Here is an 18028-nt window from a genome sequence, read left to right as displayed (position 1 = left end):
CATCACGAAGCCGCTTGCACCCATTCATCGACGAATGTGCGTGCCGCCGTATGCGCGCTCATCAGCGCGTCCTCGGCAGACGTGAAGCTCGAACAGCGCACGCTCCCGATACACAGCGGCGAGAACACCGTCACCGGCCTTCCCGACCGGCTGATGGTCACGATCGCCAGATAGCGAACCGCCCCCGGCGCAGGCACGAGCCTGAAATTCGTTTCGATGGCGACTTCGAGCACGAAGCCTTTGTGGTTGTACGAGCGGATCATCGGAGTACCCCGCCACTCTGGGACGACGCAAAGGGATGACTGTGGTCCGAGCACACGACGTACCCGTATGCAACCGCGTTCTACCTGGCGCGCCGCATCACGTTGCGTGCGACGTCGGCGGCGAGATCGGCGCGCAGTTCGGCCCATTTGCCGAGCAGCGTGGCGTCGTCGGTGAGGAAATATGGCGTGCGCACCCATTGCTCGACCTTGCCGCCCGCGACGGCGAGTTCGAAAATGCGCATGTCTTCGTCGTCGCTCACGCCCGCGCTTACCAGCTCCTGAAGCGACAGGATTTCATGCAGCGACACGGTCTGGATGCCGACGCCGTGCAGCACCGCCATCACCGTCTTGCCCACGCGCCATGCCGCCTCGCGGCTGTCCGCCAGAATGAACGCGACGCCTTCGAGCGGCGCCTCGAATTTCAAGCGGTACAGGCGAGACTTACACTGCTCACTGAGTTGCGTGTTCATCGCCGAAGGGGTGTTGTGACAGCAAACGAAGGATAGATCGCTCGCTTTGAGCATGCGATGCAGGAGTTGTTCCCGCACTCGAAGGATGCCGCACGCGCGGGTGTCTGTCCGTAAGCCTGCGCATGGGTTGGTGAAAGCGTGGCGGCCGTGGCGCCATTCGCTCAGTGATTCAGTTCCTCCAGACCCAAGCCGTTGGTCTTCGGCCCGAACAGGCCGATCGCCAGCGCGACCAGCAACATGCACACCGTAATGCCGAAGAACACGCCCGGCACGCCGAAGTCCTTCAGCAGCGAGGCGATGACGAAGCCCGACATCATCGCGCCCGCGCGGCTCGCCGAGTACACGATGTCGCTCGCACGGCAACGCACGGCCGTCGGAAAAAGCTCGGTCTGATACGCGTGATAGCAGACCGAGATGGTTTGTCCCGCGAGCGAAATCAACACGCCGCGCGCAATGAGCGAGACCGGCGATTTCATCTGTCCGAACGCGAGACCGCTCACGATCACGACGAGCGCGCCGCCGACGATCAGATACTCCCGCTGAAAGCGATCGGCGTTAAACATGGCGAGCATCGGTCCGATCGGCAAAGCGAACGCGATGACGAACGAATACAGCAAGCTCTTCGATCGCCTGACAAAAGTTGAAGACGACGAGCATGATGAGGCGCGACCGATACGGCGCTTCGAACAACTCGCCGAGCGACGCGCGCCGATGCGCCGGCTGCTCGACGACAGGCGCGGGCGGCGGCAATGCGGCGCCCGATTCGCGCTCGACCACGCGTTCAATCCCGCTCACGACACGTTCGCTTTGCTCCGTTCATACGATGCTGCAACGCGCCGCGGCGCAGGCGGGCAAGACGATGTCGTATCGCGTGATCGTGTCGAGTTTCGACGCGGCGTTTCGCGTTGTCGCGGCGGGACTCGGGATCAGCGTCGTGCCGATGGAAGTCGCGGCGACCTATCGGCAGGCGCTGGGCGTCGAGGCTGTTCCGTTATCCGATGCGTTCGCGAAACGGCGCTTCGTCGCGTGCTTCAGGAATTTCGACGCGTTGCAGCCCGCGGCGCGCCGTCTCGTCGAACATCTGGAAACGCGTGCCGCGCGCTAGCTCGGCGCGTCGCAGAAGACGGTTTGCGCGTCCTTCTTTTCGAACGTCAGATTGACGGATCGCGTGCCGCCCGGCCGCGTGCAATGCGGCTTGCCCGCGGGCACGGTGAGCAACTGCCCGGAGCGCAATTCGACGGCGCCTTCCTCGAATTCGATGACGAGCGTGCCTTCGACGGCGACGAAAGTCTCGTCCGAATTCGGATGAAAGTGCCATGGGTACGGCGCGTCCATCACGCTGATGTGGACATCGTGGTCGTTGGCGGTCGCGATGATGCGGTTCATGTAGCCGTCGCGGGCGACGTCGGCGATGGCTGCGTAGTCGATGGGTTCGTTCATTCGGTCAGGCTAACGCGGTGGGCGCGACGTGACAAACGAATGTTTTTCGCGTCGATGTGAGCGGAATTGGCATCCTCACACCCCACTCTGAACCCCGGAAAAATTCCCCCGCCCCATGATCGCCGCGATATTCCCAACAGCAGGCTGAACATAACGCACCGGCGGCGCATCCAGCGGCAGCGGCGCCGGGCCGGAATCCGTCGCGCGAGGATAGACCGGCAGCGGCGGCGCACTCTGCGCGCTCGACGCCACCGGGAACACGGGCCCGCCCATGATGCCCACGCCGATGAACGGATGCGCCTGCGCCACCGTCACAAGGCCAAACGTCAGTTTGGCGGCCACTATCGCGTATCTGATCGCTCTCATTTCCCGTCTCCCGCGTTGCAGTTGTTTGTCGATGGAGACATTCTGCGCGACGAAAATGAGCAAAGAATGAGAGCGATACATCGTCGTCGGTCTGCCGCGCGCGCACGCCCGCAAGCGCGGCTAAAACACCTTGCCCGGATTGAGCAGCCCGTGCGGATCGAGCGATGCCTTGATCGCGCGCATCGCCGCGATATCGGTCGCGCGGCGCGCGAGGTGCAGATAATCGCGCTTCTTCACGCCGATGCCGTGCTCCGCCGAAATCGAGCCTTCGAACGCGCGCGTGACGTCGTAGATGACGGCATCGATGTCGTCGTGGTCCTGTTTTCCCCTGCCGGGGAGATCGACGACGATGTGAATATTGCCGTCGCCCAGATGGCCGTACGTCATCACGATCGCGTCGGGCCAGCGCGCGCGCAGACGCGCTTCGCATTGCGCGGCCGCGTCGCCGACCTGCGCGATCGAAAAGCTCACGTCGTACGCCGCGTGGTTCGGGATGAAGCGATCGTATTCGCCGGGCGCATCGCGGATCGCCCAGAAGTCCCGCGCGTGCGCTTCGTTCGATGCGATCGCCGCATCCGTCACGATGCCCGCTTCCAGCATGCCGCCCAGAAATTCCTCGAAGGCTTGGCCGTGCCGGACCGGATCGGTGCCGACGCTTTCCAGCAGCACATAGAACGGATGCGCATCGGCGAGCGGCGCGCGCAGATTCTTCAGATTGGCGATGACCGTATCGTGATAACCCGCCCACATCACCTCGAACGCGGACACGCCCGGCGCGAGACTCGCCTGCGCGCGCGTGAGCAGCGTCGTGACCGCGGCGAAATCCGGCAGCCCGCACCATGCGGTGGCGGTCGCCGTGGGCTTCGGACGCAGCCGCAAGACGACGCGCGTGATCACCGCGAGCGTGCCTTCGCTGCCGATCAAAAGATGCCGCAAGTCGTAGCCGCTGTTGTTTTTGATCATCTTGTTCAACCCGCCGACAATCTCGCCGCTCGCGAGCACCGCTTCCACGCCGAGCACCTGATCGCGCATCATGCCGTACTTGATGACACGGTTGCCGCCTGCGTTCGTCGCGAGATTGCCGCCGATGGTGCAACTGCCGCGCGCGCCGAGATCGAGCGGAAAGTAGAAGCCCGCCGCGCTCGCCGCTTCCTGAACCACTTGCAGCGGCGTGCCCGCTTCGACGGTCATGGTCGCGGAAATTTCGTCTATCTCGACGATGCGGTTCATGCGATCGAGACTCAGCGCCACTTCGCCGCCGAGCAGATTCGCGCCGCCGACCAGTCCCGTAAGACCGCCTTGCGTGACGACCGGCTGCTTGTGCTTCGCGCAGATGGCGAGCGCCTGCGCGACTTCATCGGTGGTCCGCGCACGGATGATCGCGAGCGGCGTCTCGCCGGGCAAACCGCTCCAGTCCGCGACGCGCCTGTCGCCGAATTCGTCGGGCAGCGCCACGACCTGTGCGCCGAGCGCTTCACGCAATGCCATTACCGCTTCGTTTGCCGCCATGCGTCGTCTCCGTTCGTTGCTTCGCGTCGTTGTTACGCGTTGTGGTCAGATGCGATAGTGTGAACCAGATTTGGGAGACGACGATGGAAGGTGCGGATTTCGAAGGCGCGCTGGCTCAACTGACCGGCGCGGCGGAACTGGTCGCGGCGGGCGTGAGCGCGGATCGGCGCGTGCAGGCCTTCGAGATGCTGGCGTTCTTCCGGCTGCGTCAGGCACGCGCGGGCGAATCGCGTGCGCCGTTCACATCCGACGACGAGCTCTTCAAGGACACCGCAATCGCCGCGCTCACGATGGCCGGCAGAAAGCAGTTTCTCGCCGCGGCCGCGTTGCTCGAACAGGCGCGCGGGTTGTCGCGGAGTTAGGCATCCGCTGGAACTGCTAGAACAACTCGGTGTCCAGAGGCATCAGGTTGATCCACTTGACTGCCGTGCGCCGCTCCACGCCGTCGTCATGGATCGACCGTATCATCACGCGCTGGCCGCGCGCATCCCCGAGCACTTCGACGATTCTGTTGCGATATCGCGCAAGCGAGCCGCGTAACGGCTTGCGCTTCCTGCTGTTGCGGGGAGAAACTGCGGGCATTGGACGTGACAGCGATTTATGACGGCCACATCATAACGATGCTCACGCCCGCACTCAAATATTCAACCTCCTCACTGTGAACCGCCACACCATGCGTCGAATCATTGTCCGGACATCGCCCGTTCATGGCCGGGGCGTCTTCGCTCTCGCAGATCTGCCCATCGGCGCGATGCTGCTCGAATACAAAGGCCAGCGTCTGTCGTGGAAGGAAGCGCAGCGCATGCACGCGAAATCGACCGCGGAAGAGGGCCATACCTTTCTCTTCGGTCTCGACGACGGCAGCGTCATCGACGGCGCGCGCGGCGGCAATTCCGCGCGCTGGCTGAATCACAGTTGCGCGCCGAATTGCGAAGCGGAGCAGGACGGCGAGCGCGTCTTCATCCGCGCGATCCGGCCGATCGAGAAGGGGCAGGAGTTGTTCATCGACTATTGCCTGACCGTGGATGGCCGGCGCACCGCCGCGCTCAAGCGTCTCTATGCGTGCCGATGTCTCGCGTCGGGCTGCCGGGGAACGATGCTGTCGTCGCGCAGGTAGGGTCCGCGCGCCGTTGCATCCCCCGCGGCTCGCGGTCCGTATCGTCGTCTGAAGCGACGCGGGTCGCGAGACACATCGGCATCGCCATGAAAACAGCAAGTGAGTCGCGAAACACGGTGCTATATTGCGCGACATACCCAGCCCGAAGCGCAGCCCGGCTCATTCTGCACATGACGGACAACACCTCAGACGGCGCCGAGAACTTCGCCCCCGATTCCTCCGACGACGCCGACCGTCTGCGCCGCGAGCGCGCCAATCAGATGCTCGCGAACGTGGCGAAAGGCGACGAGCACGCGTTCGCCGAGTTGTATCGCGCGACATCGCCGCGCGTATTCGGCGTGATCGTGCGCATGATCCACGACCGCGGCGAAGCCGAAGACATCCTGCAAGAAGTGTTCGCCACCGTATGGCGCCGCGCCGATTCCTTCGATCCGGCGCGCGGCAGCGCGATCACATGGCTCGTCACGCTCGGGCGCAATCGTACGATCGACCGCATGCGGCAGCATCGCGAGGAACTGCTCGGCGAGAAAGACACGCCCGAAATCGCCGACGAATCGCCGACGCCCGCCGTCGCGGCCGAATCGCGCGAGGAGCGGCGGAGGCTCGAAGATTGTCTCGACCTTCTCGAACCGCAGCAGAAGAGCGCGATCCGCGAGGCCTTCTTCAGCGGCGCGACGTATAGCGAACTGGCGCAACGGCTCGCCGTGCCGCTCGGCACGATGAAGAGCTGGATTCGTCGCAGCCTGATGCAACTCAAGACGTGCCTCGAACAATGAACACGCCCGCCCGCGATGACGACGATCTGCGCTGCGCCGAATACGCGCTCGGCGTGCTCGATGCGGAGGAACGCGCCGCGCTAGAAGCGGACGTGACCCGCGATCCCGCGTTGCAGCGCGCGCTCGGCGCGTGGCAGCAACGGCTCGCGCCGCTCGCGGAAGACGTTCGCGCGATCGCGCCGCCGGAGCGCGTGTGGACGCGCATCCGCCGCGATCTGGGTTTCATGACGCCGCAAGCCGCGCCGCAGCGCAAGCGCTGGTGGGACAGCCTGAGCGTGTGGCGCTGGCTCACGATCGGCGCGAGCATCGCCGCGCTCGTCCTGCTCGGCGTGACTTTCAACGTGCTGCGGCAGCCGCCGCAAGCACCGCCGACGGCCGCCGTTCCCAACGAATACCTCGTCGCGAAGATCGCGCGCAAAGACGGCCTCGTGCACTGGACCGCGACCGTCGACGTGCGGCGCGCGCGCATGGTCGTCGTGCCCACGGCGCGCGCAACGGTGCCCGCGAATCGCACGACGGAACTGTGGCTCATCCCGCCGAACGCGAAGCCGATCGCGCTCGGCGTCTTCCCCGCCGATCAGCCCGCGACGATAACGCTGCCGCCCGACATCGTCGCGCAGATGAACGCACAGGCCGTGCTCGCGGTATCGGACGAGCCGCCGGGCGGATCGCCGACGGGCGCGCCGACCGGCGCCGTGCTCGCGACAGGCCAGATGCATTCGACCTGACGATTGCTGTCCTTGTGCGCCGCCCGCTGCTGCATCCGCTTGCGCGCGGCGTCCGTATCGCTCTGTGAACGTATGTTTGCGGAGCCGTCATGCCCGTCGTCGCTACTGTTTCAATCGTCGTCATCGGCTTTGTGCTGATGTTTTCGGTCGCGTGGCTCTGGCAGTTGCGCACGGAAAACGCCGGCATGGTCGATCCGGTCTGGGCCGCGTCGCTCGGCGCGGCCGCGGTTTTCATCGCCGCATGCGGAACGGGGGCGATCGTCAATCGCGTGTGCGTCGCGGCGGGCGGCGCCGTCTGGGGCGCACGACTCGCGCGGCATCTGTGGCGGCGCAATCACGGCAAGCCCGAGGATCCACGCTATCGCGCGTTTCGCAAGCGTTGGGGCGCGCACGCCGCGCGCAACATGCTCGGGTTCTTCCAGTTGCAGGCGTTTATTTCGATGCTGCTCGCCATCGCGTTCTTGGTCCCCGCGTATGCGAGCGACGCGGCGAGTCCGCTGGGCGTCGCGGGATTCGTCGCGATCTGGGCCATCGCCGTCTCGGGCGAAGCTGCGTCCGACCGACAATTGAAGCGCTTCGTCGCCGATCCCGCGCATCGCGGGAAAGTGTGCCGCGAGGGATGGTGGCGCTATTCGCGTCATCCGAATTACTTCTTCGAGTGCGTGCACTGGCTCGCTTATACGGTGCTGTCGATCGAACTGCCGTGGGCCTGGGCCACGCTCGCGCCGCCCGTGCTGATGGCGTGGCTGCTGCTGAAGGTATCGGGCATTCCGGTTCTGGAAGCGCGTCTGGCCGAAACCCGCGACGGGTATCGCGACTACATGCGCACGACGAGCGCACTGATTCCGTGGCCACGCAGGCAAGCGCGTATGAGCAGACGAAGGACATGGCGATGATGTCGGCGCGCGCGAAATGCCTGCAACACCGCGGACATGCCCGATGCGCTCGCGCGCGGCATGCGCATGCTTCTCGGCCAGCGTCTCATCGACGAACATGCGTACGACAAATCGCTGTGCACGCAGGCCTTCGAACGCCTGCTCGCTGAACCGCGCGCGAGCCCGATCGCAATCGACACGCAGGCCGCCAACGCCCAGCACTATGAATTGCCCGACGCCTCTGTATCTGGCCTATTGCGAAACCGCTTTCGATGAAGCGCGCACGGATGTCGTGCACTTCATCGTGTCGCGCGGCTAGTGCTTGGGCATCGAAGAAACCAAGGCCATCAGGTTCTGCGGCTTGACGCGGATGAGCCCGTTCCGGGGACTGTCGATGTCCGCGATCAGCGTGAACGAAATGGAAACGATCAATGGCATGAGCATCAGGAACCGCCGGCCCGGGTTCGGGCTGCGCGTGCCGTATCCGATCAGGACGTTGCAGAACAAGCCGATGGCGACCATGAGCGCCCACGCCGAGACCGGAATATGGTTCCACCAGGCGGCTTGCGTATAGCCTTGGGTATTGATGACATCATTCATTCCGGCGATCGTCAATGCAGTGAGCGGATTCGGTTGCGAACTCGCGCCGGCGCGCGCTTCGCTCCAAAGTTGCGATTGCAACTGATTCGTCGCTGCATTGATTTGCTGAAGCTCATCGCCGTCGTCTACCCGATAGAACCTTATTCGCTGATCCGTGTACCGGGCCAGAAGCGTCCGGATCGATGAAGCCTGTTCGACAGGAAGCAGGTCGGCGCGCAGCAACTCCGTGCCGATCGCGTTGGCTTCTTCCTCTTCGAGGTTCTTTCGCTGGTCGTAACGCCCTACCGCCATCGAAAGACTGAAGCCGATCACCAAAGCGAGCAGGGTCAGCGCGGCCGACTGCACGACGCCGAAATCGTCGCGCATGTCGTCGGCCATCGGCCGGACACGCCGTAACCGCGAGCCGAGATAGGCGGCCACCGACAGCAATAGAAAAGAAAGAACGAAGAAGGTGATCGGATGGCTGACCAAGCGTTGCACGTTGGGCTCCTTCGGCATCCGTTGACGAATCTGGCGATCGACGCCGCACGCATCGCGCATGACGAGCAATACCACATCGCTCGCCTCTACGCGCCGCCTCTCAACCGCCTCCGCTCACCGCACGATCCTGCAACTCTGCAACTCGATCCCTATCTTGAGCGCCTGACTGTCCGGCTTATATAGTCCGCTGAGCGTCGTCGCCTGACCTTTCACCAGATCAGCCGCAGCCGACAGCGAAGACGGATCGCCGATATCGCAGCGCACGAGATCCTGAAAGCCCTGATCGTCGATGTTCTTCGGCGTATGCCCGACCAAAGTCACCACGGCGGTCTGCCCGGACCCCACGATGCTTTGAACTTTCCCGTTCATCCGCAAGACCTTTCCCGAATACTTCGTATTGAAACCAAAAGTATTCTGCTTGTAGCGCGTGACGGCATCCGAAGCGGACATCGAAACCGATTCGGTGGCAGGCGCCGTCGCATTGACCGAACCGACGAGTCCGGAAGACCCGAGCTGATCGATCAATTGTTTGTTGTTTGCCGGATCGCTCTGCAAGAGCGCGAGCGCATTGCGGGCATCGATGTTCGTGGCATCGGTGGAGAGACCGCCGTTTCTTGCCGCCAATGCCGACAGCGCGAGCAACTGTCCCATGCGCGAGTAGACGCTCGCCGTCGACACGCAGGGCTTCGGACCGGCCGCTTGCGATGCGAGCCATTCGGCATTCAGACGCAGACTCGCGCTCGCCAGCGCATAGTCTCCCAGTCTCATCTTGGCAAGCGCCGCGTTCGTGCCGCTTTCGATGGTCTGATTCGTCACCGGGCTGCACGCGATATAGACGTTCATCCCGGACCCTTGCGCGTCCTGCGCGTATGTAGTCACGATCGCATCGAGATTGCCGGGCTGCGCGGTGTCCGAGCTATTTTGCGGCGACGCGCCGCCGCCTAGCGTATGCGCAAGAGACTGCACTGCGCCCAAGAGTCCCGCGATCGGATTTTGCTGGGCCATGACCGGCGCGCTGGTGACAGCGATGGCGATAGCAAGAGCGACCTGTTTCATATCTGTTCCTACGAGTTTGTCGAAAAGCGCCCGGAAGTCTCGGGCTCGACTCGGGGCAAGAGAGCGATAACGGCAAACTTTTCGAAAACTTGATCGAAAAAGGTCTATATCGGTCGACGATGCGGGGTTCTGTCAGCCAGCGTACCGTGCGTCTTCAAGTGGACTATCATCCGTCGTGTCACTTACGCCCACCGACCATGCCCGAGCACCTTACACACAGGATCGAGGCGAGAGAGCGAGCCGCCGGGTTCCTCTTCGTTGTCGCGTATGCGGCGCTTTCGTTGACGGCGATAGCGCTGGTCGGCCCTTACGGCTGGGACGACGGCGCCATCACCATGGCCTATGCGCGTACGTTGGGGCAGCACGGCGTCTTTGCGTTGACGCCGGCTTCGGCATCGGCGGAAGGTACGTCGAGCTTGCTCTTGACGGCAATGTTGGCGATGGGCCATTGGCTTTTCAATCCGGACTTCCTCGGCGCGATCACGACGGCGCAGTTGCTCGCGTTCATCGCACTCAGCGCTACCCTCGCGCTCGTGTGGCGCGCACTCGAACCGTCCCTGCCGAACCCGATGCATCGCGTCATCGTGGTTTCCTTGCTCGGGCTGCTGCCGACCTGTCAGGCCGAGATCGTCAATGGCATGGAAATGACGGTCTTTGCATTGCTGTTGTTTGCGTTCGTGCTTTCATGGCGCGCGCGATCGACGCTCGCTTTTGCGCTGTTGCCGCTTCTGTTGCTGACTCGCTTCGAGGCGGTGTTCTATCTGGGTTTCGCGCTCGGATGGATGGTCGTGTTTTGTCCACGGGATCGGCCGCGTGCCGTTCGAATGTGCGCCTGGCTCATGCTGTGTTTTCTGCTGATGACCTTGTGGAGATACTGGGTCTTCGGAGCGCTGCTGCCCAACACGATCGTGGCCAAGCTCCAGGTGCCCTACAGTAAAAAAGGCTGGGACGGCGTACGGGAAAAGCTGCGCGGGCTCAAGGATTTCCTCTTCGTGAATGCCGCGCTGCTGACTGGCCTGTACGTGAGCCGTAAGGGCGGACAGGAGCGGCGTCTGGATCCGATGCCCCTACTTCTGATATTGGCCTTCGGCGTATTCGCACTGATTTCGGGAAGAAACTGGGGCTATGCCGGGCGGATGTTCATCGCGGTGCTGCCCCTCTTCGTCCTTTCGCTCGCGGAACGTTTTGCGAACATGCGCCGACCGCGTGTATTGCGCGGGCTTTTGCTGTGTCTTTGCGCGAGCTTCCTGTTCAACATCGGCGTGCTGCGCGAAAACGTCGACACGATGATCCTCGGTGCGGCAATGCGTGGCGCACTGCCGGCCGCGCTGCATGCCACCGGCGACGCCGTCCGAAAAAGAGTGTGGCGGCACGATTCCCCCGGCGACTGGCGCGGTATCACGCCGAAAAACTACGCGATGACGGCTGCGTCGGTCGATCGTCTGCGCGAGCGTCTCGGACAACCGACGCTCAAGTTCATGACGCCGGACGTCGGTGGCGCCGCATTGTGCTGCGAACGTTTGAACATTCTGGATTCGGGGCTGCTCACCAATCCGACGCTGGCGCGTGGCGGTTATGCGCAGTTCGCGGACTATCTGAACACCGAACGCCCGGAAGTCATCGAAACGCATAGCTTCTGGAGCAGCGACAGCGGCATCTACACCGTCGCCGAATTCGAAACGGAGTATCTGCCCGTGGTTTTCGACGGGACGCTTTTCTGGCTACGTCATGACGTCCTGCAGCGTCTCGTGGCTCGCGGCGTGACGGCCGATTCCGTTCGCCCGGAGACGCTGCTCGACACGCGTTATCTCGGAGACAGCCGAGACGTTTCCTATCTGATGCGATTCCCCGCCGTGACGGTGCTCGGCCGATAAACCGCCGCAAAAAAAAAGCCCCGAACGAGCCGGGGCGAAGGTACGAGACCACCTTGTGTAGCGTTGAGGCTACCCGGCGAGCATAGGCAGACTCGCCCGCGCTCGACACTAGTAAAGTCCGAAACGCCGTGCGCGCATCGTCGCATGCTGACCGATGTCGTCCTTCAGAATCCCCACGCGCTGCCGATAACACACGCAAACGTCAACCCGGCACCGCCGTCACCAAACGATGAATCGCGACCCTTCCGAAAGCCCGCTCAAGGCCGCGTTCCTGCGGCACGAAGACACACTCGCGCCGCCCGGGCGCGCGCTCGGCGAGGACGATCACGCCGTCTATCGCACGCTGCTCGAATCGACCAAGGCGATTCCGTGGAAGATCGACTGGGCGACCATGGAATTCGCCTACATCGGACCGCAGATCGAATCGTTGCTCGGCTGGGCGCCGTCGTCGTGGAAGACGGTTCACGACTGGGCCGAGCGAATGCATCCGGACGACCGCGAAGCCGTGGTCGACTTCTGCGTGTCGCAATCGAAAGCGGGCACGGATCACGAAGCCGATTACCGCGCGCTTACCCGCGACGGCGGATACGTGTGGCTGCGCGATGTCGTGCACGTCGAGCGCAACGGGCAAGGCGAGGTCGATGCGCTGATCGGCTTCATGTTCGATATCAGCGAACGCAAGCGCACCGAGGAAAAGCTCGCGCAGTTGCAGCAGGAACTGGAGCGCCTCTCTTTCAGCGACAGCCTGACGGGCGTCGGCAACCGCCGCCGTTTCGACGACGTGATGGGTCGCGAATGGAATGCCGCGAAGGATTCGGGCAAGCCGCTGTCGCTCGTCATGATCGATATCGACTTCTTCAAGTCGTACAACGATTACTACGGCCACGTTCAAGGCGACGAATGCCTGAAACGCATAGCGGGCGTGCTCGGCGAAGCGGCGGGTCCGCAGCACTTTCTCGGCCGCTTCGGCGGCGAGGAGTTCGCGCTGATTCTCGCCGATACCGACGCCGAAGCCGCGATGCGCATCGCGGAGCGTTGCCGTGCGCTGATCGACGCAAAAGCGATCCCGCACGTGCGCTCGCCGCACGATCAGCAAGTGACGGCGAGCTTCGGCGTAGGCACCGTCATTCCCGGCGAGCGCATGGACGTGACGGCGTTCATCAATCTCACCGACGCGCAGTTGTATCAGGCGAAGGACAACGGCCGCAACCGGATCGCGGCGGTCGATCGAGCGGGCATGCAGGGCGAGGCGTTCAAGGCGCAGACCCGCTGAGCGTCAGACGCGCCCGGTCACCGGAATTGCCGCGCCCGTGATGCATTGCGCATCGGGCGACAGCAGGAACGCTATCACCGCGCCGAGTTCTTCCGGCTTCACCCAGCGGGAGAAATCGGCGTCGGGCATGTCGCGGCGATTCGGCGCGGTATCGATGATCGACGGCAACACGGCGTTCACCGTGACGCCCTTGTCCTTCAGTTCTTCCGCGAGCGCTTCGGTCAGGCGCAGCAGCGCGGCCTTCGACGCCGCGTAGGCGCCCATGCCCATGCCCGCTTTCATCGACGCGAGCGCGCCGATATTGACGATGCGCCCGCCCTCCTTCGCGCCAAGTTGCGCAAGCGCCGCCTTCGATGCGTTGAGCGCGGTCTTCACGTTGACGTCGAACATGGATTGCCAGGTGCCGGCGCTGCCGTCCGCGATCGTCTCCCAATGGAACGCGCCCGCCACGTTCACGAGCGCGTGCAGGCCGCCCGTCTGCTGCACGATGATGTCGACGGCTTTTTGCGCCGAGCGCGCATCCGTCAGATCGATGCCGGTAACGACGCATGCATCGGCAAGCGGCGCGGGCAATGAATCCGACGATCCTCCGTGACCGATCAACGCGACGCGCGCGCCGCGTTCGGCGAGCACGCGCGCGGTCGCGAGTCCCAGACTGCCGAAGCCGCCCGTGATGGCTACGATCTTTCCCTCGAGGCTGTTCATTGCGTGGCCGCTCCGTTCAATGGCGCAGGAGGAAGCATAGAACGGAACGCGGCGTGCGGCGAGTCGATCGCACCCGGCTATTCAGCCAATGCGGAAGCGTTCGCGCCGTCTTCTACGGGCGCGCGGCCCGCGAGCAGCCACACCGCCGCCGCGATCGTCAGCGCGCACACGCCCGCCACGCCGAGCGATGCCGCGAAGCCGCTCGCGAAACTCTCCCGCGCGATCCGCATGATCGCCGCGCCCTGCGGCCCGGCGAGGCCTCCTCCCGCATGCGCGAGATCGCCCGCGAGCAGGCGCGAGAGGAACGTGGCGTCGAGCACGCGCTGCGGATCGGCGAGGCTCGACGCATGGGTATCGAGCGCGGCGTGCGTGCGCGTAGCGAGCACGGCGCCCAGCACGCCCACTGAAGTGACGATAGCGGTGAAGCGCGTCGTCGTGCTGATGCCCGAGGCCATGCCGGTGCGGTGCGCCGGCACGCACGCCATGATCGCCTTTTGCGTGTCGCCGTTGAGCACGCCCGCGCCGAGGCCCGTGACGATCATGCCGACCGCAATCATCGCGTAACTCGACATGCCTGCGAAAAGCGCCGTCAGGAGATTGCCCGCGCCGATGGTCGCGAGGCCGAGCGTCAAGAGCGCCATCGGCGGGACGCGCTTGCCGAGCGACGCGCCGATATGCGGACCGACGACCATCGCGATCGCGAACGGCAACATGCCGAGGCCCGCGCGCACCGCTGGCAAGCCGAACGCGTTCTGCAGATAGAGCGGCAAGAACGTCATCATCACTTGCGCGCACGCGGCGTAGCCGAACATCGCGAGCACGGCGGCGACGAAGCGCGGCTGGCGGAACAGCGCGAGGTCGATCATCGCGTGTGTGCGCGAGCGCTGCACCCGCACGAAGACGACGAACAGCACTGCGCACCCGCCGAGACGCGCGACGGTGCGCCAGCCGGTCCAGCCCTCGGCTTGCGCGTCGATCAGCGCCCAGATGCCGAGCGCGAGCGCGCTGGCGAATAGCGCGCTGCCGGCGAGATCGAGTGATCCGGCTTCGCGGTTGCGAGATTCGCGCATGCCGCGCCATGCGCATGCCGCGAGCACCGCGCAGATCGGCAGATTCATCAGGAAAATCCAGCGCCATCCGGCCCATTGGGTGATGACGCCGCCGACGAGCGGCGCGATGGTCGTCGACACGCCCATGCACGTTCCCCACACCGCCCACGCGCGGGCGCGCGCCGCGCCTTCGTGAAAGGTGTTAGCTATGATCGCGAGCGCGGAGGTCAGCAGCATCGCCGCACCGAGGCCCTTCGCCGCGCGAGCGAGGTTCAGCGCCAGCGCGGACGGCGCGAGCCCGCAACCGAGCGACGCCAACGAGAACACGGCGAGGCCGACGATCAGCATCTTCTTGCGGCCGATGCGATCGGCGAGCGCGCCCGCGGGCAGCAGGCACGCGGCGAACGCGACCATGTACGCGCTCACGACCCATTCGACCTCGGCGAAACCGGCATGAAAGTCGCGCGCGATGGACGGCAGCGCCACCGCGACGACGTTCGTGTCGAGCGTGATCAGCGCGCAGGTCGCGGATGCGGTGAGCAGGACGAAGCGGTTCCCGGATGTGTTCGACATGACGATGCGCGGAAAGAGCGGAGAAGTCTCTCGATGCTAGTTGCGTCCGTCTTTCCTGTCATTGGCATAGAATCTTCGAATAATTATCGAATTCGTGAATACGGACATGCCTGTCGAGTTGCGTCATGTGCGCTGTTTTCTCAGCGTCGCGCGGCATCTGCATTTCGCGCGCGCGGCGGAAGAGCTCGGCATCGCGCCGCCCGCGCTCACCAAGCAGATTCAGGAAGCCGAGCGGCTGTTGGGCGTGCGGCTGTTTCATCGGACGAAGCGATCGGTCGCGCTGACGGCGGCCGGCGAAGCCTATCTCGGCGAAGCCGCCAGCGCGCTCGATCATCTCGCGCGCGGCGCCGAGCGCGCGGCGCTGGCGGAGCGCGGGGAACTGGGGAAGATCGTCATCGGGTATGTCGGGTCGGCGGTGTATTCGGGCGTGTTGCAGGCGACGGTGCGCGGCTTTCGGGAGCGCTATCCGCTCGTCGAGATCGGCATCGAGGAAATCGTGATGCGTGAAGCGGGCGCGCTGTTGATGGAAGGCCGCATCGATATCGCCTATGTGCGGCCGCCGGTGCCGTACCCGGAAGGCGTCGAGGCGCGCACCGTGCATCGCGATGCGTTCATCGTCGCGTTGCCGGGCGATTCGCCGCTGGCGGCGTCGAGCGTCATCGCGCCGGCGCAACTGTGCGATCAGTCGTTCGTCGTGCCCGAGCAGGAATCCGGCACGCTCGAAGTGGCGCGGCGCGGGCGCTTCACGGCGCGGATCGTCGCGCAGCCGGGCACGCTCGCGGACGTGCTCGCGCATGTGTCGCTGGGCGGCGATATCGCTATCGTGCCGCGCTCGCTCGCGCAATGCGTGACGGTGCCGGGCGTGGAGTATCGGGAGATCGCGGGGAAGGCGGTGCCGTCGGAAGTGGCGATGGTGTACCGGCGGTTCGAGCGGGCGGCGGCGGTCAAGGCGTATCTGGGTTTCGCGGCTTCATGATCGAAGCGCGCGCTGCGCAATCGGTTCGAAACCCGCGCGATGCGCCTTCGCCAGCGCCAATGCCTTGTCGTGCAGCGCCGCGCGATCCATCGCCAATGCTTCGCGCATCGCCGCATGGATCTCCGTGATCGGCACGACGTGCGGCGCATCCGCGATTTCCCATGTCGATGCATACGCGTGCTGCTTCGAAGCGTCCGCGTTTGCGTGCTGAAAATTCACGCGCGGCAAGCCGTACGCCATCGCGACGATCCGCCCATGCAGGCTGCTGCCCGCGAAACCTTCGCTGTTCGCGATCAACGCGCATATGTCCCACACATTCAGCGATTCGAAGACGGTCACTGCCGCATGGCGCATGCGTGCGGCCACGCGCGCGTAGACGGGGATGTCGTCGTGCCACGGCGCCGCGCCCGCGCGGAACAGCACGATGCCGAGGCTCGTCGTCTTGCCGAGCAGATCCAGTTGATGCGCGATGTGCGCGAGCGTCGCGTCATCGCCGAAATCCGCGCTGAATTGAACCGCCAGATAGCCGCGGCGTGCATCCGAATGCTTGCGAATGCGCTCGTCGAAGAGTTCGGCGATCAGCGATGCCGGGTCGGGCACGAGCCGCGCGTCGATGCCCGCGCGCTTCAACGTGGCTTGCGTTTGCCTGTCTCTCACGCTGATATGGTCAGCCGATCGCAGTTTCGTCAGCACTTCCTCGCGCAACGCGGCTTCACGGGCGTCGAGCGTTGCGCCGCCGATCGCGTTGAAGCAGATCGACGCGGCGCGCGCAAACGTCTCGCGGCCGATGACATACGGCGCGAGCGCATCCGTGCCGAGTTCGGCGCGCGCCCATGCGTTGCGGTCTTGCGCGCACGAGTCGTATCGGGCGATGCGCGTTTGGACCTCCTCGGGCTTGGTCAGCATCACGGCCGCTTCCCATGCGTCGCACGTCAGCAGTTCGCCGCCCGCGTGGATGAACGCGACGGGTTCGTCGCGCCAGCGCTTTGCCCGTTGCGAAAGCGCGGCGATGTCATGACCGCCGTGCGCCCGCAAGTCCCGCCGCCCGCATCCCGCGAACACCGGCTCGACCTCCGGACGACGCTCCGCCAGCAGACGCGCGACGACATGCGCGAACAGCATGTCGCCGAAGTTGTGTCGATCGAATGCGCCGAAGATGATGATCCGCCGCTTCGGCGCGGATAGAGCGTCAGGCAATCGGCCTCCTGTCGAACGTCCTCACGATCCTCTAATTCTCCACGATCAGACTTCCTTCACACACTGCATCGCAGGAGGGAAAGATGAAGATCGAACCGACGCCTATCGTGGCCGCATCGCTGATCGCCGGGAACGCCGGGCGCGATGCATCGTCCGAAGAAACGAGCGCTGACGCAATCGCCGCTTCCGAGCCGATGCCCTACGAAGATCTCCTGCCCTATCTGCTTCTGCCGATGGCCGGCGCGTACTGAATCCGAACCGATGGAGCATCCGATGTTCATCCGAGACGGCGTCACCTATGAGTTTCATCACATGGGCATCCCGACGCACGCGCCGCGCGCAGGCGAGCGTTACAGCGCGCAGTTCCGCATGTACACGAGCGACGCCGATTGCGACCTCATGCGCGTGCAATATCACCGCTTCGATGAAGGCAGCACGCTGCCCGAATTGATGCGCACCGTGCCGCATGCCGCGTTCAAGGTCAGCGATCTGGCGCGAGCAATCGAAGGCAAGGCGGTTCTGCTCGGCCCGTATGAGCCGATCGATGGTTTTCGCGTCGCGGTAATTCAGGATGGGGAATCGCCCGTCGAGTTGATCGAAACGATGCTCACCGACGAGCAGATCTGGGAGCGGGCGAAGAGCGGTGTGCGGGCGTCGATGTATCGTTGAAATGAAGCAAGAGGCCGCTTGGATAAGCGGCC

At 64.4% G+C, this 18028-nt stretch carries 22 protein-coding genes and 2 pseudogenes; 12 read left to right on the top strand and 12 right to left on the bottom strand.

What is annotated here, in order from left to right; translation table 11 throughout:
• Nucleotides 1-2 precede the first annotated feature (2 nt).
• From NCS28_RS23795 to NCS28_RS23785, 3 genes and pseudogenes are all read right to left on the bottom strand, one after another.
• A complete protein-coding gene (locus NCS28_RS23795; RefSeq protein WP_250516235.1) occupies nt 3-263 on the bottom strand; it encodes a hypothetical protein in 261 nt (86 codons plus the stop codon).
• A gap of 80 nt (nt 264-343) precedes the next feature.
• Nucleotides 344-688 carry a hypothetical protein gene (locus tag NCS28_RS23790; protein ID WP_250516234.1) on the bottom strand — a complete coding sequence of 115 codons (345 nt, stop codon included), beginning with the start codon at nt 686-688 and terminating at the stop codon, nt 344-346.
• Between the two features lie 206 nt (nt 689-894).
• Nucleotides 895-1546 (bottom strand): annotated as a pseudogene (locus NCS28_RS23785) (MFS transporter); the annotation flags it as partial.
• Here NCS28_RS23785 and NCS28_RS23780 point away from each other — a divergent pair.
• Nucleotides 1545-1838 (top strand): annotated as a pseudogene (locus NCS28_RS23780) (LysR substrate-binding domain-containing protein); the annotation flags it as partial. The pseudogenes NCS28_RS23785 and NCS28_RS23780 sit on opposite strands and share 2 nt — an antisense overlap.
• On the opposite strand, the gene NCS28_RS23775 reads toward NCS28_RS23780, so the two are convergent.
• The 3 genes from NCS28_RS23775 to NCS28_RS23765 all read right to left on the bottom strand — a co-directional run bounded on the left by NCS28_RS23775 (nt 1835) and on the right by NCS28_RS23765 (nt 4048).
• The gene (locus NCS28_RS23775; RefSeq protein ID WP_250516233.1) at nt 1835-2173 is read right to left on the bottom strand and encodes a cupin domain-containing protein; all 339 of its coding nucleotides are present in this window, start codon (nt 2171-2173) and stop codon (nt 1835-1837) included. The pseudogene NCS28_RS23780 and the gene NCS28_RS23775 overlap by 4 nt on opposite strands.
• A gap of 75 nt (nt 2174-2248) precedes the next feature.
• Entirely contained in the window at nt 2249-2620 is a 372-nt protein-coding gene (locus NCS28_RS23770) for a hypothetical protein (RefSeq protein ID WP_250516232.1), read from the bottom strand.
• Between the two features lie 39 nt (nt 2621-2659).
• Nucleotides 2660-4048: an FAD-binding oxidoreductase gene (locus tag NCS28_RS23765; RefSeq protein WP_250516231.1), complete on the bottom strand. Its 1389-nt coding sequence runs from the start codon at nt 4046-4048 to the stop codon at nt 2660-2662.
• Between the two features lie 59 nt (nt 4049-4107).
• On the opposite strand from NCS28_RS23765, the gene NCS28_RS23760 reads away from it, so the two are divergent.
• A complete protein-coding gene (locus tag NCS28_RS23760; RefSeq protein WP_250516230.1) occupies nt 4108-4410 on the top strand; it encodes a hypothetical protein in 303 nt (100 codons plus the stop codon).
• A 16-nt stretch (nt 4411-4426) separates the two neighbouring features.
• Here the strand turns inward: NCS28_RS23760 and NCS28_RS23755 are convergent, their stop codons facing one another.
• On the bottom strand, nt 4427-4630 hold the full coding sequence (locus NCS28_RS23755) for a hypothetical protein (protein ID WP_250516229.1): 204 nt from the start codon (nt 4628-4630) through the stop codon (nt 4427-4429).
• 91 nt (nt 4631-4721) lie between these two features.
• Here NCS28_RS23755 and NCS28_RS23750 point away from each other — a divergent pair, with 91 nt between their 5' ends.
• The 5 genes from NCS28_RS23750 (at nt 4722) to NCS28_RS23730 (ending at nt 7820) form a co-directional block, all read left to right on the top strand.
• Entirely contained in the window at nt 4722-5165 is a 444-nt protein-coding gene (locus NCS28_RS23750; protein ID WP_250516228.1) for an SET domain-containing protein, read from the top strand.
• Nucleotides 5166-5335: 170 nt separating this feature from the next.
• Nucleotides 5336-5941 carry a sigma-70 family RNA polymerase sigma factor gene (locus NCS28_RS23745; protein WP_250516227.1) on the top strand — a complete coding sequence of 202 codons (606 nt, stop codon included), beginning with the start codon at nt 5336-5338 and terminating at the stop codon, nt 5939-5941.
• Nucleotides 5938-6669, top strand: a complete 732-nt coding sequence (locus tag NCS28_RS23740; RefSeq protein ID WP_250516226.1) for an anti-sigma factor — start codon at nt 5938-5940, stop codon at nt 6667-6669. Before NCS28_RS23745 ends, NCS28_RS23740 begins: the two co-directional genes overlap by 4 nt.
• Nucleotides 6670-6758: 89 nt before the next feature.
• A complete protein-coding gene (locus tag NCS28_RS23735) occupies nt 6759-7565 on the top strand; it encodes a DUF1295 domain-containing protein (protein ID WP_250516225.1) in 807 nt (268 codons plus the stop codon).
• 36 nt (nt 7566-7601) lie between these two features.
• Nucleotides 7602-7820 carry a hypothetical protein gene (locus NCS28_RS23730; protein ID WP_250516224.1) on the top strand — a complete coding sequence of 73 codons (219 nt, stop codon included), beginning with the start codon at nt 7602-7604 and terminating at the stop codon, nt 7818-7820.
• A 39-nt stretch (nt 7821-7859) separates the two neighbouring features.
• On the opposite strand, the gene NCS28_RS23725 is transcribed toward NCS28_RS23730, so the two are convergent.
• Together NCS28_RS23725 and NCS28_RS23720 are read right to left on the bottom strand one after the other, a co-directional pair.
• Nucleotides 7860-8699, bottom strand: coding sequence for a bestrophin-like domain (locus NCS28_RS23725; RefSeq protein ID WP_350029807.1), 840 nt, complete (start codon nt 8697-8699; stop codon nt 7860-7862).
• Between the two features lie 39 nt (nt 8700-8738).
• Nucleotides 8739-9680, bottom strand: coding sequence for an OB-fold protein (locus NCS28_RS23720; protein ID WP_250516223.1), 942 nt, complete (start codon nt 9678-9680; stop codon nt 8739-8741).
• Nucleotides 9681-9961: 281 nt separating this feature from the next.
• On the opposite strand from NCS28_RS23720, the gene NCS28_RS23715 reads away from it, so the two are divergent.
• Both NCS28_RS23715 and NCS28_RS23710 read left to right on the top strand, forming a co-directional pair.
• Nucleotides 9962-11554 carry a hypothetical protein gene (locus tag NCS28_RS23715; protein ID WP_250516222.1) on the top strand — a complete coding sequence of 531 codons (1593 nt, stop codon included), beginning with the start codon at nt 9962-9964 and terminating at the stop codon, nt 11552-11554.
• 229 nt (nt 11555-11783) lie between these two features.
• Nucleotides 11784-12827 carry a GGDEF domain-containing protein gene (locus tag NCS28_RS23710; RefSeq protein WP_250516221.1) on the top strand — a complete coding sequence of 348 codons (1044 nt, stop codon included), beginning with the start codon at nt 11784-11786 and terminating at the stop codon, nt 12825-12827.
• A 3-nt stretch (nt 12828-12830) separates the two neighbouring features.
• Here the strand turns inward: NCS28_RS23710 and NCS28_RS23705 are convergent, their stop codons facing one another.
• Both NCS28_RS23705 and NCS28_RS23700 read right to left on the bottom strand, forming a co-directional pair.
• Nucleotides 12831-13532 carry an SDR family NAD(P)-dependent oxidoreductase gene (locus NCS28_RS23705; RefSeq protein ID WP_250516220.1) on the bottom strand — a complete coding sequence of 234 codons (702 nt, stop codon included), beginning with the start codon at nt 13530-13532 and terminating at the stop codon, nt 12831-12833.
• Between the two features lie 77 nt (nt 13533-13609).
• Nucleotides 13610-15154 (bottom strand): MFS transporter, encoded by a 1545-nt coding sequence (locus NCS28_RS23700; protein ID WP_250516219.1) that lies wholly within the window; start codon nt 15152-15154, stop codon nt 13610-13612.
• Nucleotides 15155-15260: 106 nt separating this feature from the next.
• Here NCS28_RS23700 and NCS28_RS23695 point away from each other — a divergent pair, with 106 nt between their 5' ends.
• A complete protein-coding gene (locus tag NCS28_RS23695; RefSeq protein ID WP_250516273.1) occupies nt 15261-16130 on the top strand; it encodes a LysR substrate-binding domain-containing protein in 870 nt (289 codons plus the stop codon).
• Here the strand turns inward: NCS28_RS23695 and NCS28_RS23690 are convergent.
• Entirely contained in the window at nt 16125-17327 is a 1203-nt protein-coding gene (locus tag NCS28_RS23690; RefSeq protein ID WP_250516218.1) for a polysaccharide pyruvyl transferase family protein, read from the bottom strand. The genes NCS28_RS23695 and NCS28_RS23690 overlap by 6 nt on opposite strands.
• Nucleotides 17328-17410: 83 nt before the next feature.
• On the opposite strand from NCS28_RS23690, the gene NCS28_RS23685 reads away from it, so the two are divergent.
• Nucleotides 17411-17578 carry a hypothetical protein gene (locus NCS28_RS23685; RefSeq protein WP_250516217.1) on the top strand — a complete coding sequence of 56 codons (168 nt, stop codon included), beginning with the start codon at nt 17411-17413 and terminating at the stop codon, nt 17576-17578.
• Nucleotides 17579-17600: 22 nt separating this feature from the next.
• Nucleotides 17601-17996: a hypothetical protein gene (locus NCS28_RS23680; protein WP_250516216.1), complete on the top strand. Its 396-nt coding sequence runs from the start codon at nt 17601-17603 to the stop codon at nt 17994-17996.
• The last annotated feature ends 32 nt before the right edge of the window (nt 17997-18028 follow it).

It is taken from the genome of Caballeronia sp. INDeC2 (assembly GCF_023631325.1).
In the GTDB taxonomy this organism is placed as follows: domain Bacteria; phylum Pseudomonadota; class Gammaproteobacteria; order Burkholderiales; family Burkholderiaceae; genus Caballeronia.
Note: the sequence above shows the minus strand (reverse complement) of the source record. Positions and strands in the feature narration are given on the sequence as shown.

Bases quoted from the DNA above. Each gene is read 5' to 3' on its own strand.
- NCS28_RS23795 (WP_250516235.1), bottom strand. From the start codon at position 263: ATGATCCGCTCGTACAACCACAAAGGCTTCGTGCTCGAAGTCGCCATC.
- NCS28_RS23775 (WP_250516233.1), bottom strand. From the start codon at position 2,173: ATGAACGAACCCATCGACTACGCAGCCATCGCCGACGTCGCCCGCGAC.
- NCS28_RS23770 (WP_250516232.1), bottom strand. From the start codon at position 2,620: ATGTATCGCTCTCATTCTTTGCTCATTTTCGTCGCGCAGAATGTCTCC.
- NCS28_RS23765 (WP_250516231.1), bottom strand. From the start codon at position 4,048: ATGGCGGCAAACGAAGCGGTAATGGCATTGCGTGAAGCGCTCGGCGCA.
- NCS28_RS23755 (WP_250516229.1), bottom strand. From the start codon at position 4,630: ATGCCCGCAGTTTCTCCCCGCAACAGCAGGAAGCGCAAGCCGTTACGC.
- NCS28_RS23750 (WP_250516228.1), top strand. From the start codon at position 4,722: ATGCGTCGAATCATTGTCCGGACATCGCCCGTTCATGGCCGGGGCGTC.
- NCS28_RS23745 (WP_250516227.1), top strand. From the start codon at position 5,336: ATGACGGACAACACCTCAGACGGCGCCGAGAACTTCGCCCCCGATTCC.
- NCS28_RS23740 (WP_250516226.1), top strand. From the start codon at position 5,938: ATGAACACGCCCGCCCGCGATGACGACGATCTGCGCTGCGCCGAATAC.
- NCS28_RS23735 (WP_250516225.1), top strand. From the start codon at position 6,759: ATGCCCGTCGTCGCTACTGTTTCAATCGTCGTCATCGGCTTTGTGCTG.
- NCS28_RS23730 (WP_250516224.1), top strand. From the start codon at position 7,602: ATGCCCGATGCGCTCGCGCGCGGCATGCGCATGCTTCTCGGCCAGCGT.
- NCS28_RS23720 (WP_250516223.1), bottom strand. From the start codon at position 9,680: ATGAAACAGGTCGCTCTTGCTATCGCCATCGCTGTCACCAGCGCGCCG.
- NCS28_RS23710 (WP_250516221.1), top strand. From the start codon at position 11,784: ATGAATCGCGACCCTTCCGAAAGCCCGCTCAAGGCCGCGTTCCTGCGG.
- NCS28_RS23705 (WP_250516220.1), bottom strand. From the start codon at position 13,532: ATGAACAGCCTCGAGGGAAAGATCGTAGCCATCACGGGCGGCTTCGGC.
- NCS28_RS23700 (WP_250516219.1), bottom strand. From the start codon at position 15,154: ATGTCGAACACATCCGGGAACCGCTTCGTCCTGCTCACCGCATCCGCG.
- NCS28_RS23695 (WP_250516273.1), top strand. From the start codon at position 15,261: ATGCCTGTCGAGTTGCGTCATGTGCGCTGTTTTCTCAGCGTCGCGCGG.
- NCS28_RS23685 (WP_250516217.1), top strand. From the start codon at position 17,411: ATGAAGATCGAACCGACGCCTATCGTGGCCGCATCGCTGATCGCCGGG.
- NCS28_RS23680 (WP_250516216.1), top strand. From the start codon at position 17,601: ATGTTCATCCGAGACGGCGTCACCTATGAGTTTCATCACATGGGCATC.